The organism is Bacillota bacterium (assembly GCA_018333655.1).
GTDB lineage: Bacteria > Bacillota > UBA994 > UBA994 > UBA994 > BS524.
Window position 1 is genome coordinate 1 of sequence record JAGXTJ010000034.1, and the last position, 16365, is coordinate 16365.

A 16365-nucleotide genomic window follows, 5' to 3' on the forward strand; every position below is an offset into this window, starting at 1 on the left:
TCATATGCTTGATGTACTCCAAAGACAACATAATATTCACCGGAAAGTTAGGCTTCCCGGTCGTCCCATATAAAGACGCAAAAGGTTCTTCGTCTATTTTGCAGAAGACCTGCTCGTAGAAGATCGGCGCCCAAGACTTATAGAGTTTTTCACGAATCCTAGGGTTCATCCACTGAATGCTCTCAAACAGGGACTGTTGGGCATGATTGTCGTTAGCTCTAAACAAGGATATCCCACCTTTTTATGCTATTAATGTTTAATTGTTCTATAACAATTATAGCATAAAAAAGCAGAAAAACCTAGCAGCATCAATGGTCTTAAGCGAATTTTGCTGACGCTCTCAAAAAACAAGGCCTAGGTAAGAGTTATTGCAGTGGAATCAAAGCTGTATTCGTACAAATGGTAGATCCTGTTGGAGTAAACCATAAACACAGGTGTGACCTGCTTAGTGACCTTGCCAGTCCAGAGTCGGTACGGGTAGTACAATTGCCTAACTAAGAAGTCTTCTGACAGAAAGCTCTTGGCCTCAACTATGGCTAGCTGACGAAACCCCTCGTATCCTCCATCTATCTCAATTTGTGAGTTGGTTACGGAGAGAGCAACTAGCTGGCCACTTTTTGTGTGCCTGATGCGGTAAGAGAATATATCGGAGCTCATCCTGCCGCTAACGGTGGGCAGAAGCCCCTCGTCCTCGAGGAAGTCTGCCATAATTCCTGCAGTGTAGGCACAATTGAGGGCTAGCGCCTCGCTAGTTATGTCGTCGACGGTAATGCTGCTAATGTGCGTAGGTAGAGAAGCGGAGACAATGTCGGAATTGCTGGAGACTTCGAAGTTCATGTACGCATCGAAGTGGGAGATTGCGTAACTGCCTCGGGATATGGGTAGAATAGCGAGTTCGTTTTCCTTAAACAACCTAGGTAGGTTGATGCGATGATCAAATTTTGTCATTAGCCTGGCTTCTCGATACTCATTGATTTGCGTGGCGGTAATTTCACACAATCCTCTGTCCTTCACCTGCTGTAGAATGCGATAATGGTCGAACAACTTTGCCCAAGCCACATCATTCTTGGTAAGCTCAGTACCCAACGCCATAGTTCCTCACCAACACCTCGTCTACTTCGCCACGCCTATCCGCTTTAGAGTTGATGGCCCGCTTAGCTTGCACGACTTCTACACGAAATTCAGCGTACAACTCCCTGATGAAGGAAGTGGAAGAGTTAGACAGTAGAAACTTCACTCCTCTAGCATGTAGGTCGTTGCAAAGTAACTTTAGCCGCTTTTGCTCCTCTTGATTAAACCCTCCCTTGTCATAACCAGTAAAGCTAGAAGTATCAGAGACAGGGTCATAGGGTGGATCAAGATACACAAAATCGTCCTTGCTAGCCGATAATAGAGTGGTGGCAAAATCCAGACATAAGAACGAAACCTGTGCACTCCTGAGATAACTACTAACGGCACGCAGCGTAACTTCGTTGATGATATTGGGGTTCTTGTAATTGCCGAAGGGGGTGTTAAACTCACCTGCTCTGTTCACGCGAAACAAGCCATTAAAGCACGTTTTATTCAGGAACAGTAGCCTCGAGGCACGCTGAACTGGCGTAAGCTTCGCATACAAGGCCTTGTCCCGGTCCTTCTCTCTCACTTCATAAAAGTATTCTGCAGAGTTCTTGTGCTGTTTTAGGTCCTCAACCAAGGCATCTGGCTCATCCCTGATCACTTCATAGAGATTGATGAGTTCAGCGTTAATGTCGCTAACCACAGCCCGAATTGGCTGCAGCTCAAACAATACTGCCCCACCTCCAATAAAGGGCTCATAATATGTACCAAACTTCTTAGGCACGTACTTCTCTATTTCGCCCAAAATTTGCCTTTTACCCCCTACCCACTTGACGACAGGGGCGACAAGTTTGTTTTTAGTCATATAGATCCCTCCGAATCATCATTTATGGTAGCAGATATGATGGCGCTGGGGTACGTAAGTCTTCTAGCGTATCTCCTAGGAGATAAACAGAACGGCCGAATATCATAGCTGGCTGTCTCTTCCTTAATCATGCTCAATTGAACTTCGCCCATCCGTCTCTCAGCAAGCTGTAAGTACTCAGGACTCAAGTCAATGCCGATAAAGCGGCGTCCGAGTTCTAGTGCTGCTACCCCCGTGGTGCCGGAACCACAAAATGGGTCCAAGATAAGGTCTCCCGGCTTGGAGCTGGCACGGAGGATGCGTCTAAGAAGCCCTAGAGGTTTTTGTGTTGGGTGTTTGCCATGTGTTTTCTCCCTTTGCGGAGTGCTAACTATCGGCCACACGCTTCGCATTTGCAGGCCGCCATTCTCAGCCTTCATGGCCTCATAGTTAAAAGTATGGCGCGATGACCTAGCACGAGCAGCCCAAATGAGTGTTTCGTGGCTAGCGGTAAAGTAACGCCCGCTTAGATTCGGCGACGCATTTGGCTTGAACCAACAAATGATGACATGGTAAGTCCCTGACACCCATATAGTCCCATTTGGTTTAAGCACGCGTTTGCACTCCGCTAACTAATTCAGGTTGAAGGCGTGGTCCTCAGCGAACCCCCGGGATTTATCCCACTCGCCCTTGTCAACACTAGCCCACTGCCCTCCTTGGCAGGTCCCACCGCCGTTACTAAGGTTGTAAGGCGGGTCCGCAAACACTACGTCAACGCTTTCAGCGGGTAAGCGTTGCATTATCTCTCTGCAATCACCCACAAACAGCTCGATCATCAGTCGTACTCCGTTCTGCTTCGTTGAGATGATGTTATCACAAACAAATGTTCGTGTATACTGAAAACGTACTTCTTGCGGTTGCACTTAGAGGATGATAGCTAAAAAAGGACCCTCAAGGGTCCTTTGCTGTGGATAAGGGTGGTGCCGAGAGTGGGACTTGAACCCACATGTCCAGAGGACGCTTGATTTTGAGTCAAGTGCGTCTGCCATTCCGCCATCTCGGCACGTCTGCTCAAACAGTATAGCACCGCAAAAAATATTTTTCAATAGCTAGCTGCTACCAATACAGCCAGCAAATACATGGGTTGAGGGCAGAAAGTTCGTCAAATACTAAGATTGGTTCGCCAGCGCGGGCCAAACAAACAAGGAGGTGGCAGATCTTGACCATTGCTAGTCAATTATCTCAGACCCTTGCCAACATGGAAGGGGCAGCCGCTAGTCTAAAGACATTTTCTCTGCAAACACAAGACCAGCAGGCCAAGCAGCTGTTTCAGCAGCTAAGTCAGAGCATGGACCACTCTGTGCAGCAATTGCGGGGCCGTCTCGACTATATCACTCAGGAGGAACCCCAGTACAGGAGTGAAATTGGTGGCACCTATGCCAGCTCCACGGGCTCCACTGGCAGCACTGGCAGCAGTCTAGGCGCCTCAACACTAACCTCAAACCAAACCACCGCCTTGCCAGGCGGCACACAGCGCAAAGGCGGTAAGAACCCGACAAAGTAGTGTGGTAAAGGGGCGGGCCTCTCGGGGCTAGGCAGCCCCTTTTTAGTCGCGGCAGAAAATTAGTCTGGAGGTGTGCAGATGACATTACTTGGCGTGGTCCTACGCACAGGGCTGTCGTTCATGTTGCTATTCTTAATGGTGCGCCTAGTGGGGAAGCAGCAACTCAGCCAAATGACATTCTTTGATTTTATCTCGGGCATTACCATTGGCTCCTTGGCTGCTATTTCGGCCACGGACTTAGAGGCGGCCTGGAAAGCATGGCTGGCAATAGTAATATGGACCGCGTTTACCATTTTAGCCGCGAAAATTGCCCTATACAATCGACAGTGGCGCAAGTTAATCGATGGAGAGCCTACGATTCTCATTCATAAGGGAAAAATCCTCGAGAATAATTTAGGAAAAGTGCGCTACACCATGGACGACTTAAGAACCCAACTCAGGGTCAAAGGGGCCTTTAGTTTAGGGGATGTAGAATATGCTATCTTGGAGACCACTGGTGAGATCAGTGTTATGAAGAATCCGCAGCAAGAACCGCCAGTGCGGCAGGACTTTCTCTTTGTGGGGCAGTACACGGGCTTGGAGACAGAGCTCATTGTCGACAGCGAAATTGTCTACGAGAACCTTAAGTCCTTGCAGAAGGACGAAAAATGGCTGCGTGACATGCTCGCAGCCTTTGGAGTGCAGTATGTTTCTGAAGTAGCGTACTGCTCGGTCGATGAAAGAGGCAAGTTCTACGTAGACCGTTATGACGACAAAATGCTACATATGACTGACCCGAGTGACTACAAAGTAGACGAGTTCATCAATTCTGACTTGCCCCAGGGAAAATCTCAAGCTGCGACAAAGAACCCAAAGATCTAATGAGCCGGTAGCTCGATGACTGGTTTCTCGACGTTCATTCGGTACAAAACAAAGTTTCGGCCAATCACTTGCACCACTTCGGCGTCTATCATGGTGGCGAGTTCGAGTGAGAGTACCTTGATATCGGCCTCATTATTCTTGAGTAAGCGCAATTTGATTAATTCGCGCGCCTCTAGTGCTTCGCTGACGGCGTTTGCCACTGCCTCGGTGAGGCCGCCTTTACCGACATGCATGATGGGGTCGAGAGGGTTGGCGAGACCCCTTAAATAGGCACGCTGCTTGCTTGATAACATATTCTTTCACCTCCTCGATAACTGCATTAACAAGAAAAAATACCAAGGGCACGACCCTTGGTATTGCTGGTTCGCTATGGTGGGAGCAACAGGGCTCGAACCTGTGGCCTCTACCGTGTCAGGGTAGCGCTCATCCCAACTGAGCTATGCCCCCAGCGCTTATGATTATAACGCCTGCGCCCGGGCTTTGTCAACCAGAAGAGTTGCGCCAAATACGGGCTATATTACAAGCTAGTTTGCCAAGTGACAGGCCACATAATGCTCCGGGCGTACTTCCCGCCACTCGGGGGCATCAACTCTACAGCGCGCCACAGCCACGGGGCATCTAGTGTGAAAACGACAACCGGCGGGTGGGTTAATGGGGCTTGGTATATCGCCCTCTAATGGTATGCGCGTTCTCTTGCGCCCTGGGGACGGCTCTGGAATAGCCGAAAGCAGGGCCTGCGTATAAGGATGAAGAGGGGACTTATACATTTCGGCCGAAGAAGTCATCTCGACCATTTTGCCCAAGTACATAACACCAACGCGGTCTGAGATATGCTTTACGACACTCAAGTTGTGGGCAATAAAAAGATAGGTAAGGTCAAATTCTTGTTGTAGATCCTCTAGGAGGTTGAGAATCTGTGACTGAATAGAGACGTCTAGGGCCGAGACTGGTTCGTCACAGACGATAAGTTTGGGGTTTAAGGCTAAGGCGCGGGCTATTCCGATGCGCTGTCTCTGCCCGCCGCTGAATTCATGTGGGTAGCGGCGAAAGTGGTAGGAGGCTAGGCCGACAATGGACAATAGTTCCTTGGTGCGGGCTTCTTGACTGGCGCGGTCACCAATGCCATGCACAAGTAAGGGCTCGCCAATAATCTGCCCGACGGTGAGGCGTGGATTTAAGCTAGAATAGGGGTCCTGAAATATGATTTGCATGTCTCTGCGTTTTAGACGCATGTCGCGTTTGTTAAGGGCATAAATGTTCGTCCCCTCGAATTCAACCCTCCCCGCAGTTGGTTCGTGCAAGCGGAGAATGGTGCGGGCGACGGTAGTCTTTCCACAACCACTTTCCCCTACTAGTCCTAGCGTTTCGCCGCGGCGGATGAAGAAACTGACATCATCGACCGCCTTTAGGTGATTGACTACCCTGCGGAAAAGACCTGCGCGCACGGGGAAAAACTTGCTGAGGCTCTCCACGTTGAGCAGTACATCATTGGTGTTAGTCATGCGGACACCTCCTGTGGGGCACTAGGGGATAAGGGGAAGAAACAGCTAACCTTGTGTGTGGGGCTTGTCTCCATAAGCTCGGGCGCTTCGTTACGGCATTTATCTTCTGCGTAGGCGCAACGCGGATTAAAGCGGCAGCCAGTGGGCATGTACAGAGGGTGGGGGACGACCCCCTCAATGACGTACAAACGACTGCTATCTCCTGTGAGCTTTGGTATCGAATTGAGGAGCCCCTCTGTGTAGGGGTGTTGAGGCGAATTAAACAGGGTGAGAGTATCTGCTTCTTCGACAATCTTGCCGGCATACATGACTATGACGCGGTCGGCAGTTTCGGCCACCACGCCGAGATCATGGGTAATGAGCACCACGCTCATTTCTAGTTCATCGCGGAGTGACTTTATTAGCTCGAGTATTTGAGCTTGAATCGTTACGTCAAGCGCAGTTGTAGGCTCGTCGGCAATGAGTAATTTAGGGTTGCAGGCGAGAGCCATGGCGATCATTACTCTTTGGCGCATGCCTCCCGAGAGTTGATGGGGGTACTCTTTGGCTCGCCGCTCGGGCGCGGGAATGCCCACCTTCTTAAGCATTTCTACCGCCTTGGCCAAGGCCGCCGCCTTGCTGAGACCCTGATGCAGAGCGACCGTCTCGGCTACTTGGTCGCCGACGGTAAAGACAGGGTTTAGGCTGGTCATCGGTTCTTGAAAGATCATCGAAATCTCATTGCCGCGAACTTTTTGCATTTCTTTATCTGTCAGTTGCAGCAAGTTTCGGCCTTCGAGAGAGATACTAGTCGCGTCAATGCGCCCTGGGGGGATGTTAATAAGTTGCATCACCGAGAGCATAGTGACGCTTTTGCCGCACCCGCTCTCGCCCACAATGCCAAGCGTTTCGCCTTTACTAACATAAAAGCTGATGCCATCAACGGCAGGCACAAGGTTGCCGTCTTTGTCCTTGAAGGTGGTTCTTAAGTTGGTTACTTCTAACAGTTTCTCGGTCAATCTCGTATACCTCCTTGCGAAGATTACTAGGCCTTGCTCTGGTAGGTCCTAAAATATAAGTGAAGCGAAAAAAAGACAGTAGGCGTAGGTGTGGCCGAAGGCGCATAAGGTGAGTACATCACCTTGATCTAGTCTGGCGAAGTAAATGACGAGCCAGGCGACTAGGGCACTTGCTGTCATGAGAGAAAGGCCTAGGAAGCCCGGAAGGAGAACCCTGCCCGCATAAGACTTAGCGACAGTGAGCAGAAGAAAGCTGAAGACCACCACCAGCGCCATGTAGTGCGCGTAACGCAGGGGGGGTAGCAGGGCGAGAAGACCTGCCACAGGGAGCAAGATGAGTGCTGAAAGTGCGGTGAGGGCGAGAGCACCCACCATGACGGAAGCTAGGGTGTAGAAGGCGTCGATGAAGGGGCTACTTGGATCTAGCCCGAGCCGGGCAGCGAAGGGTTTCTTAGCTATGTGGCTTTCTTCGGTGTACATTACGGCCAGTTCTTCCCCGTGCATTTCATAAAATAGGATGATGTTTTTATCGTTGCCATGTACTCTGGCGTCAAACTTATGGCCGCCACTTTGTGTTACCGGCCCGTGTTCTAGCATCTGCCCTGAGGCGTCAAGGGTGAGGTGGTAGGCTTGGAAAACGCCAGAGGCGTTGTTTAACCAAACTAGGGTATGCCCGTCGCCGTGATTCTTAGCTATCGCTAACGCAGCGCTGTGGCCGCTTAGTTCCATTATAGTAGTTGAGGTAAGGGCTTCGCCCTGTGACGCTAATTGTCCGGAGATTAACCTGCTTTGTCCGACTTGCCCGCGGCTAAGCGAAGGGCGCAGCCAGAAATACTTGGCGGAACCATCTGCCATTAGCGCTAGCAGGGGCAAATCATCGACATCTCGGCCTGTTTCGCCGATTGTGGCCAGAAGGGTGGCCTGGCGGCCCTCTAGGTCGATGCGCATGTAGCGCACTGCGGCGTGTACAACGAATTCTTGCTTGTATAATAGATGAATTACTCCGGCGTGAACCAGAAGAGAAGGCAGGCGGTCCTGTAGGCCGCCAAAAGTGAGCTGCCTAGGGATGGTGGGGGCCGCGCTGTCCACCTTGAGAGTGGAAAAGAAGACCCCTGCCGTGCTAGGGCTGCCACCTGTCCAAGCTAGGTACAGGTTGCCGAATTCATCCTGGGTGGTGGTTAGATCGGCTATGAAGTGGGGGCTTTGCGTGACCAGCAGTGGCGGTGAGCCAGCAACTTGCAGCCACAAGTAGGAGTAATCGTTTTGGCGCTCATGCCAGACGAGGGCCCAAGAGGCTTGAAATGCGGACAAACCATACCCCACCAGGCCCCTAACGGGGACGCTGGCAGTCTCCCTTTGGCCCCTCTCGGCCACAACTAAGGCCGTAACAGCTGGGTTTAAGGTGGCGACGATGAGGCCTCCATGGTCGGGCATGGCGCTACTAAAGCCGTGTTGACGGCTGCCGGCAGCAAACTTCTGCGGTGTAGACCAGTTCGGCCACTCTTCCGTTAGGGCACGATTGGCTGAAAGAAATAGAAGTGTGGCAAAGAGCCCGCTAAAGACGGCCAGAAAGGCGAGTAGGCGGAGTAGGCGCCTACTTAGTGGCACGAGGGTCTAGGGCGTCGCGCAAGCCATCGCCCACATAGTTAAAGGCCAGCACAGTTACAAAAATAAAGATTCCTGGGATAGTTGTAATCCACGGCGCACTTCTTAAGAGGGGGCGACCACCATTGAGAATGGTGCCCCAGCTCGGCGGTGTGGTCACTCCGAGGCCCAGGAAGCTTAAGCCAGACTCAGTGAGAATGGCGCCACCAATACGCAGTGAAGCATTAACTATAATCGGCGCCATAGTGTTGAGGAGTACATGGGTAAAGACGATGCGCGAATCGGTGGCACCAATGGCCTTAGCCGCTTCCACATAATCCATTTCTCTAAGTGATAAAAACTGGCCGCGTACGAGGCGGGCCAGGCCTGGCCAGGAGGTGGCACCGATGACGATCATGATGTTCATGATGCTGCGGGGCAAGACAGCGATGATGGTCAAGAGGAGGAACATGGTGGGGAAGGAGGCGACAATTTCGGTGAAGCGCATAAGCACGTCGTCAATGATGCCCCCAAAGTAGCCAGAAATGGCGCCTACGACGGTGCCAAGCACGATGGCAATACCTGCCGCGGCAAAGCCCACGCTGAGACTGATGCGGCTACCCCAGATGACGCGGCTAAAGAGATCGGCGCCGATTCTGTCCGTGCCGAACCAGTGCTCTGCGGAAGGGGGCTGACTAATTTTAGTAAAATCCATGTGATCGTAGTGGTAGGGTGCAACCCAGGGTGCCAGTATGGCCATGCCGTAAAGGACAATGAGAATGCCAAGGCTTACCATGGCCAGTTTGTGGCGGCGGAAACGGCGCCAGACCATTTGGACGTAAGTCTCTTCTTTGGGCATCAGTTTCGCTGCGGCCGGGGCAGGTGTCACCTGCTGGGGCATTAATTTTGCTTCCATATCTGTCACCGCCTCTAATTGTATTTGATGCGTGGATCAACAGCTAGATAGAGCATGTCGGCGATAAAAGAACCAAGAACCATCATGGAGGCGCCTAAGAGGTTGAAGGCCATGATAACTTGGTAGTCTCTTTGCATAACCGCATTCCAGCTTAAGAGACCCACGCCCGGCCAAGCAAATATTGTTTCAATGATGACCGAGCCGCTAAAGAGTATGGGTAGTTCAAAGCCGAGCATGGTGACAAGGGGGAGGAGTGCGTTTCGGAAGGCGTGTTTTAGGATGACCTTGCGCTGCGATAATCCCTTGGCTTTTGCGGTGCGCACATAGTCTTGGTTGATGACATCGAGCATGCTCGCGCGCATGTAACGTGTAATGCTTGCCAAATTACCGAAACTAACCACGGTCAAAGGCAAGATTAAGTAGCTTGTTCTGTCCACAATAACTGCCCAGAGCCCCTCAGTCGCGACCGTCACGCCATAACTAGACATACCTGCGGTCTGAATAAAGGGGAAGCGCAGTCCCACATAGTAGAGGAGTAGCAGCGACAGCCAGAACTGTGGCATGGACTGCCCTAAGAAGGCGTAGAAGGTCACGATATGGTCAAACCAGGAATATTGTTTGACCGCCGATATTATACCGATAGGAATGGACAAGGCGTAGATGATGATCAGGGTAAGGAAATTAAGAAAAAGAGTAGCAGGCAGGCGTGCCGTGATCATATCTAGCACCTTTTCGCCAGTGACGAAGGAGCGGCCTAAATTCCCCTGCAGGACTTGGCTGGCCCAGATGACATACTGGACGTGAATAGGTTGGTCAAAGCCGTAGATGGCGGAAATGCGCGCCTTTTCCTCGGCGGTGGCTAGGCGGTCGGTCATGAGGTCCACCGGGTCGCCTGGCGCGATGTGCATAATGGCAAAAGAGACTAGGCTTATGCCAACGAGGAGAATGAGCATTTGTGAAAAACGTCGTGCGATATACCCAAGCAAGTACAACACCCTTTCCTCGCAGAATAGATTGTCAGAGTAACGGGCAGGGAGCGACCCTGCCCGTTACTCTTAGACTGAATTTTGCCTTACTATCTCAAAGTAGCTGGGTCGATGAACCACTTCTCAAAGTGAGTGGTGCCAATCTCTGTCCAGACTATCCCGCGGATGCGATTGACATGGGCGGCGATGTTGTTGCGATTGTAGAGGAAGACGTAGGGCAAGTCGCGATTTAGGATCTCTTGAATCTCCCAGTAGATTTTGCGGCGTTCCTCTTGGTTAAAGGTGGCGCGCCCTCTCTCAATGAGTCTGTCAACGGCGGGGTTTGAGTACCCTACGTCGTTAAAGCCCATGAGCACGCCCTCGGCATTGAAGCCTGATGTGGAGTGGAAGAAGATGAAGTTGTCGGGGTCAATGCCTAAATTCCATCCCCATTGGTAAATCTCAAACTGCCCGGTGTCTAGCTTGCCGAAGTACACAGAGATCTCGATAAGCTCTATGCGCATATCTACTCCGACAGCGCGCCATTGGTTGCGAATGATGTTGAGCATATTCTCGCGGGTTTGGTCGCCAGACGCGCTGATAAGCTCGAATGTGAGACGCTGACCGGCGGCATTCATGCGGATGCCGTCAGTGCCGATGCGACTCCAACCGGCTTGGTCGAGTAGCTGACGGGCCTTCGCTTGGTTGAAAGGATAGGTGTAGAGGTTGGGATTGTGGGCCCACGATACGGGCGGCTTGTCGCCGTGGATAACGGTGCCGTAGCCCTTGAAGAGGGTCTGGACCATGCCCGGGCGATCTAGCGAGTACATAAGTGCTTGGCGCACTCTTAGGTCACGGAAGATCGGGTGATCTTGCTTCATGCCGATGTGCCAGTAGCCGTTTTGCTTAACTTCTCTAAACTGCAGTCTATTGGCGTGGGTTCTGCGCACGCGCTCGATGTCATCGACGGGGATGCTGCCCATATAGTCAATCTGGCCTGCTTCTAGTGCCACTAGTTGGGCTTGTGTGTCGGGAATAATGCGGAAGCGCACGCGCTGAATGTATGGCTCCTGGCCAGCCCAGAAGTAGTTGGGATTGCGGTTTAGTACAACTTGTTGCTGAGGTAGCCAACTGCCGAAGTGGTAGGGGCCGGTGCCGATGGGACTGCGACTATTGGGGTGCTCGCGCAGCCTGGCTACCGGGTGCCCTTGGAAGATATGGCGAGGAATAATGCCGATAAAGAGTTTGCTAAGGAGAGAGGCATCAACTTCGCTTAAACGCATGACTAGCGTATGGTCGTCGGGTGTAGTAATCTCGCGCACTGCCCTGAAATCGCGTCGGCGTACGCCGGTGTAGTCGGGATGCATAATGGTGTCGTATGTAAACTTGATGTCTGCGGCAGTGAGGGGTTTGCCATCATGCCACTGTACACCACGGCGAATGCGGAAGGTGAGTGTCAAGTTATCAGCTGAGACAGTCCAGTCTTCCGCGAGGTCGCCCGTAATCTCTAGGCGCTCATTGGTGCGCAGGAGGCCGCTGTGAATCATGCTAATAACAAAATTGCTGGCGGTATCAGTGCTTAAGAGGGGGTTTAGGGTAGTGGGGTCACCGCTTAGTGCGTAGACCATTTCTCCCCCGACGCGAGGCTCCACAGGTGATGTTATGGCAACGGTGTTGGTCGCGGCATTCCACTCGACATTGCTGCCAAGGGTCTCTGCCACAAAGCGGCCCGGGACCATAGTGCGGCCACTGATTATCTGCGGGGCAACGTCAATGTTAACTGGCGCGCCGTTGACGAAGGCCATTCGTTGGCCTATGGGCAGGGTAACGGTGATATGGCCTCTAGTACCGCGCACGGTAGCCGTTCTTTCGTCCCACTCCACGGTAGCGCCTAGGGACTCAAAGATAGCGCGGAAAGGAACTAGGGTGCGTCCGCCGCGAATTTCAGGGGCGACATCGGTCACCAGGGCTCGGCCATTGACCGTTACCGCAATGCGCGGTGACGCGGTCGCGGGTGGGGCTTGGTAGCTCAAGAGTATACCGCACAAGAGCGTGGCCACGACCAGGATGCCTAAAGCTTTTCTTGACATTAACAGACCTCCTCTTCTTGACTCTGGAACTGCCTTTGATAGAAGCGACACCATGCCATCGCAGGTCCCTGTTCCTTAATTTAGATATACGCCTTGGTAGACGTTAATCCTGATAGAAGTGTGAATTTCGCGAAAAAAGCATTGAAAAGTAAAAACTCATAAATATGCGAGCTATATAGCATAGTGCTGAGTTTAACACAAAAAAGTCCTTGATGCAACAGAGAATTGCATCAAGGACAAATGCGATTTTATGCATGCTTATGCATATATGTGCAGAATATTGTGATTAGTCGCCTCCCAGCGTCATGGCTTTAGGGCAGTCTAGTGCCTGACATGCCAACGTTCAGGGTGAACTGAGCCTGTAGGAGACCAAATAACGCCCTGCACCCGATTGGCGATCGCTGTAACTCCGGTGCGCTGGAACAGCCAGAAGTAGGGCAGCTCGCGATTGAGGATGACGTCGATTTGCTGGTATATACGGCGGCGCTCAGCCATGTCGAGGGTGGCTCGGCCGGCATCGATAAGGGCATCAACCTCCGCATTGCGGAATTGCGGGTCGTTAAAGCCGAGGGTGCGTCCAGCAGGGCTACGTGCAGCCTGAGAGGAGTGGAAGAAGCTGAACGGGTCGGGATCGACACCTAGTGACCACCCGCTCACGACTAAATCGAAGCGCCCGTGTTCCCAACGGTCAAGGAGGACCGACCATTCTAGAATTTCTTCAATTGTTTCTACGCCGATGCGTCTCCAATAGCTGGCCATTAAGGTCACGACGTCGGTGCGAATGACATTGCCGGAATTTGTCTTGAGACGCAGGGTCAAACGCTGGCCGTCTTTCATACGCACGCCATCGCGGCTACCCGCCGGTACGCGCCAGCCCGCGGCATCCAGTAACTGCCGTGCTCTAACTGCGCTATGGGTGTATTCGTTAAGTCCCTGTGCGCCAAAAGCCCAGGAAGTGGGAAGTTGGTGGCTGTGGATAACGCGGCCGCGGCGGTCAAGCACAGTTGCGATCATGGCTTCGCGATCGAGGCCTGTCACTAGTGCTTCGCGCACCCGGCGGTCGCTTAAAATGGGGTGGTCAAGATTGACGGAGACATAGTCGTAAGCATGACTTGGCACTTCCCTAAAGTAGGCGCGATTGGCGTGGTCGCGCAAAATGCGGTCGATGTGGTCGGTCATGAGGGCGCCGAACCAGTCTATGTCGCCGTTTTCCCAGGCGGCCTGCATAACGTTTAGGTCAGGGTAGTTTCTAAAGATGACTGTTTCGATATAGGGGCGTGGCGACTGGAAAAACTGAGGGTTGCGTGTCATTTCGACAAACTGACCGGATACCCAGCGTGACAGTAGGTAGGGTCCGTTGGCGAGGGGGTTGCGGTTAAAGGCATGAGCGCGAAGTTCTCTTACTGGGACATTGCCGAGCACATGGTGCGGCAGTAGCCCTAGGCCGATGTTGAACAAGAAGGGGGCATCAACTTGCCGCATCTTGAAATCGACAATGCGGTCGTTGACGACAACGATCTCTTGCACATGGCGGACGGCACCGCGCCGTGGTCCATCGTAGTCGGCATGTATGATTGAATCGAAGGTGAACTTGACGTCGCGTGCAGTAACGGGAACGCCGTCCTGCCACTTGGCGTTAGGGTTCAGCCAAAAGCGCCAGGTCAGTGTGGCGGGGTCCCATGCCCAACGGTCGGCGATGGCGTTCATGGGCTCGAGGTTCTCGCTTAGCCTGACAATCCCCCAGTTGGTGCGTAAGTGGATCGCAGCCGAAGCTGTGTCGGAGGAGAGTATGGGGTTAAGAATGACTGGGTCCGCAGTGGCGCCAAATACCATGGAGCCGCCCACTCGAGGGGCAACATAGGGGGTGTGGTTGACCGTTACCGTCACTGCGCCGTCCCAAGTAACTTCTGCACCTAGCGCTTCAGCCACAAAGCGCAAGGGAACCATGGTCCTTCCCCCGACAATGGCGGGGGGTACCTCTAGTTGTCGCGATGGACCGTTTACCCAAGCGGTGCGGTTGCCAATTTGCAGCACCACAGCCGATTCCCGCCGATAGGCGTTAATGGTGCTAGTGGCGTCTTCCCAGTGGACCTGTGCGCCGAGCGCTTCAAAGATGGCGCGCATGGGCACAAGGGTGCGTCCTTGCTCAATGCGTGGAGGCACTTCCATGGGTAGGGGCCTACCATTAATGAGGACGCGCCAGGGAGAGTTTGCTTGGGCGAAAGACAGGCCACTGAACAGTGCGACGACCATGAGAACGGCGAGAAGGCTGGCTAGGAATCGTTTGGGCACAATTAATCACTCCTCTATTTGTTTTTGGGCAATGCCCCACTGGCAGGTTTTTGCGACAGGAAAAAAGTTCTTGTGCATAACATTTTAGCAACACAACAGGCCTTATAGTATTGAATATTGAGAAAGTAACAAAAACTTAATGTGATGATCGCAATTTCGACAATATTTGTGCAAGTTCCTGCATGTCGCTGCATATACTAAACAGGCATTAAGCAAAGGAGGTGTGGCCTTGGCAGAGAGGCGCGTTATGGTGACTATTTTATTGGTGGTGGTGCTATTTATCACATCACTAGGGGTGGGGAGTGCGATGCCACCGGCACATCGCATTGTCATTAATCTGCCAGCCTACCGGCTTTATCACTACGTAGGCGATGGGCGGGCAGGCGTGTACGATATTTCTATCGGCCATGTATCCACGCCTACCCCGGTAACGAGCAGTAATAGGCGCTTTGAGATTTTTCAAATGGTAAAAAACCCTGTGTGGCGTAATCCGCGTACGCGTCAGCTGGTGCCGCCTGGGCCTAGTAACCCTCTTGGTACGAGATGGCTCGGTCTCATGAAAATTGACAGGGTAGTGCTCACCGGGCGCGAAACATGGGAAGCTTTGGCGCGTCAGTACAGAACCACGGTGACAGAAATATTGCGGGCCAACAACCTGCGCCAAGGTGCTGTGGTACGGGCGGGGCAGGTGGTGGAGATTCCTTATCACAATGGCTATGGTATTCATGGCACTAATGTACCTTTATCCATCGGTACGGCAGTATCGCTTGGCTGCATGCGCATGCGGAATGCAGACGTAGAAAGACTCTTTGACGCCTTGCCTAGTGGTCGTCGCGTTCCGGTAACAATTCTTTACGAGCCCTGGCGCGAGTACCGCGACTTGGTCTCTTTGGAGCCCTACATCGAAGTATTCTTTGATGTATATCGACGAGTGCCTGACTGGAGCGCAGGACTCACGGCAGCTGCGGCTCGCATCAATGCACCCATTTCGAGATGGCAACTCGAGGCGTTGCTGCAGCGATTTACAGGTTCGCACATCTTAAGTCACAGTCCCTTGGTGCACAACAACAACACCTTGGTCATGGTCGGTGCGCGCCATGTAGAGGGAGAATTCTACTTGCCGCCGAGAGTGGTGGAGCAGATGCTAGGGGTCGAGTACCGTGCCGTCTACGGGGAGCATTTTCTGGGGGAGTGGCGGCTAAAGGAACGAGATATCTACCATAAGGAGACGGGGGTCCTGGTGTCGGCCCGTGTCATTTCGGAAATAGCAGGTAGAGCCTACTTCTTCGATGAGCTACGCAACACGCTTGAATTTTCCGTAACACGACTGGCTGTTCAGGGTAATTTTCTTGGTTATAATCGTGTTTTGCTGCATCATGATGCTGGTCCGATGGTTGCTGTGGCGGATGTAGCGCCTCATCTCGGTCTTGCAGTGCAGGGGGCGCAAGAGGGACGAGTGCGAGTGGGGGGCCTTGAGTTAGTTGGTTTGTCTTTTGGTGAACAGACTTTTGTCTGTTTGCGCGAACTGCGCAGGCTGCCCCTAAACGCAGAGTGGGACCCGCGAAGCGGCTTGCTAGCCATCAGTCACAGGCGGTAGTCATGGCTTGTCCTAGGCATCAGTTAGCTCTGATGCCTTTTTTTCGTTAAGGCTGTTATAATGAAATTGGGAACTCGCAGGACTTAGAAAGCGTCA

General features: G+C 52.4%; 14 protein-coding genes, 2 tRNA genes and 1 pseudogene. 3 read left to right on the forward strand and 14 right to left on the reverse strand.

What is annotated here, in order from left to right; all coding sequences use genetic code 11:
- From KGZ92_06750 to KGZ92_06770, 5 genes and pseudogenes are all read right to left on the reverse strand, one after another.
- Positions 1-226: transposase (locus KGZ92_06750; protein MBS3888983.1), on the reverse strand; the 226-nt coding region annotated here is incomplete at its 3' end.
- A 128-nt stretch (positions 227-354) separates the two neighbouring features.
- A complete protein-coding gene (locus tag KGZ92_06755; GenBank protein MBS3888984.1) occupies positions 355-1092 on the reverse strand; it encodes a hypothetical protein in 738 nt (245 codons plus the stop codon).
- Positions 1076-1921: a DNA adenine methylase gene (locus tag KGZ92_06760; protein MBS3888985.1), complete on the reverse strand. Its 846-nt coding sequence runs from the start codon at positions 1919-1921 to the stop codon at positions 1076-1078. Before KGZ92_06760 ends, KGZ92_06755 begins: the two co-directional genes overlap by 17 nt.
- Positions 1918-2736 (reverse strand): annotated as a pseudogene (locus tag KGZ92_06765) (site-specific DNA-methyltransferase). The gene KGZ92_06760 and the pseudogene KGZ92_06765 overlap by 4 nt, the downstream one beginning before the upstream one ends.
- 142 nt (positions 2737-2878) lie before the next feature.
- Positions 2879-2963: transfer RNA gene (locus KGZ92_06770), tRNA-Leu, on the reverse strand.
- A 156-nt stretch (positions 2964-3119) separates the two neighbouring features.
- Between KGZ92_06770 and KGZ92_06775 the strand changes: the two genes are divergently transcribed.
- Positions 3120-3464 (forward strand): DUF1657 domain-containing protein, encoded by a 345-nt coding sequence (locus KGZ92_06775; protein MBS3888986.1) that lies wholly within the window; start codon positions 3120-3122, stop codon positions 3462-3464.
- 78 nt (positions 3465-3542) lie between these two features.
- On the forward strand, positions 3543-4325 hold the full coding sequence (locus KGZ92_06780) for a DUF421 domain-containing protein (protein ID MBS3888987.1): 783 nt from the start codon (positions 3543-3545) through the stop codon (positions 4323-4325).
- Here the strand turns inward: KGZ92_06780 and yhbY are convergent.
- The 9 genes from yhbY to KGZ92_06825 form a co-directional block, all read right to left on the reverse strand.
- On the reverse strand, positions 4322-4618 hold the full coding sequence (gene yhbY / locus KGZ92_06785; protein MBS3888988.1) for a ribosome assembly RNA-binding protein YhbY: 297 nt from the start codon (positions 4616-4618) through the stop codon (positions 4322-4324). The genes KGZ92_06780 and yhbY overlap by 4 nt on opposite strands.
- Positions 4619-4695: 77 nt before the next feature.
- Positions 4696-4772: transfer RNA gene (locus tag KGZ92_06790), tRNA-Val, on the reverse strand.
- Between the two features lie 77 nt (positions 4773-4849).
- A complete protein-coding gene (locus KGZ92_06795) occupies positions 4850-5827 on the reverse strand; it encodes a dipeptide ABC transporter ATP-binding protein (GenBank protein MBS3888989.1) in 978 nt (325 codons plus the stop codon).
- A complete protein-coding gene (locus KGZ92_06800) occupies positions 5824-6825 on the reverse strand; it encodes an ABC transporter ATP-binding protein (GenBank protein ID MBS3888990.1) in 1002 nt (333 codons plus the stop codon). The genes KGZ92_06795 and KGZ92_06800 overlap by 4 nt, the downstream gene beginning before the upstream one ends.
- Positions 6826-6873: 48 nt before the next feature.
- On the reverse strand, positions 6874-8433 hold the full coding sequence (locus tag KGZ92_06805; GenBank protein ID MBS3888991.1) for a hypothetical protein: 1560 nt from the start codon (positions 8431-8433) through the stop codon (positions 6874-6876).
- On the reverse strand, positions 8420-9268 hold the full coding sequence (locus tag KGZ92_06810) for an ABC transporter permease (protein MBS3888992.1): 849 nt from the start codon (positions 9266-9268) through the stop codon (positions 8420-8422). Before KGZ92_06810 ends, KGZ92_06805 begins: the two co-directional genes overlap by 14 nt.
- 71 nt (positions 9269-9339) lie before the next feature.
- Entirely contained in the window at positions 9340-10311 is a 972-nt protein-coding gene (locus KGZ92_06815; GenBank protein ID MBS3888993.1) for an ABC transporter permease, read from the reverse strand.
- A gap of 89 nt (positions 10312-10400) precedes the next feature.
- Positions 10401-12380 carry a hypothetical protein gene (locus KGZ92_06820; protein ID MBS3888994.1) on the reverse strand — a complete coding sequence of 660 codons (1980 nt, stop codon included), beginning with the start codon at positions 12378-12380 and terminating at the stop codon, positions 10401-10403.
- Positions 12381-12701: 321 nt separating this feature from the next.
- The gene (locus tag KGZ92_06825; GenBank protein MBS3888995.1) at positions 12702-14672 is read right to left on the reverse strand and encodes a hypothetical protein; all 1971 of its coding nucleotides are present in this window, start codon (positions 14670-14672) and stop codon (positions 12702-12704) included.
- 307 nt (positions 14673-14979) lie between these two features.
- Between KGZ92_06825 and KGZ92_06830 the strand changes: the two genes are divergently transcribed.
- Entirely contained in the window at positions 14980-16269 is a 1290-nt protein-coding gene (locus KGZ92_06830; protein MBS3888996.1) for a L,D-transpeptidase family protein, read from the forward strand.
- Positions 16270-16365 lie beyond the last annotated feature (96 nt).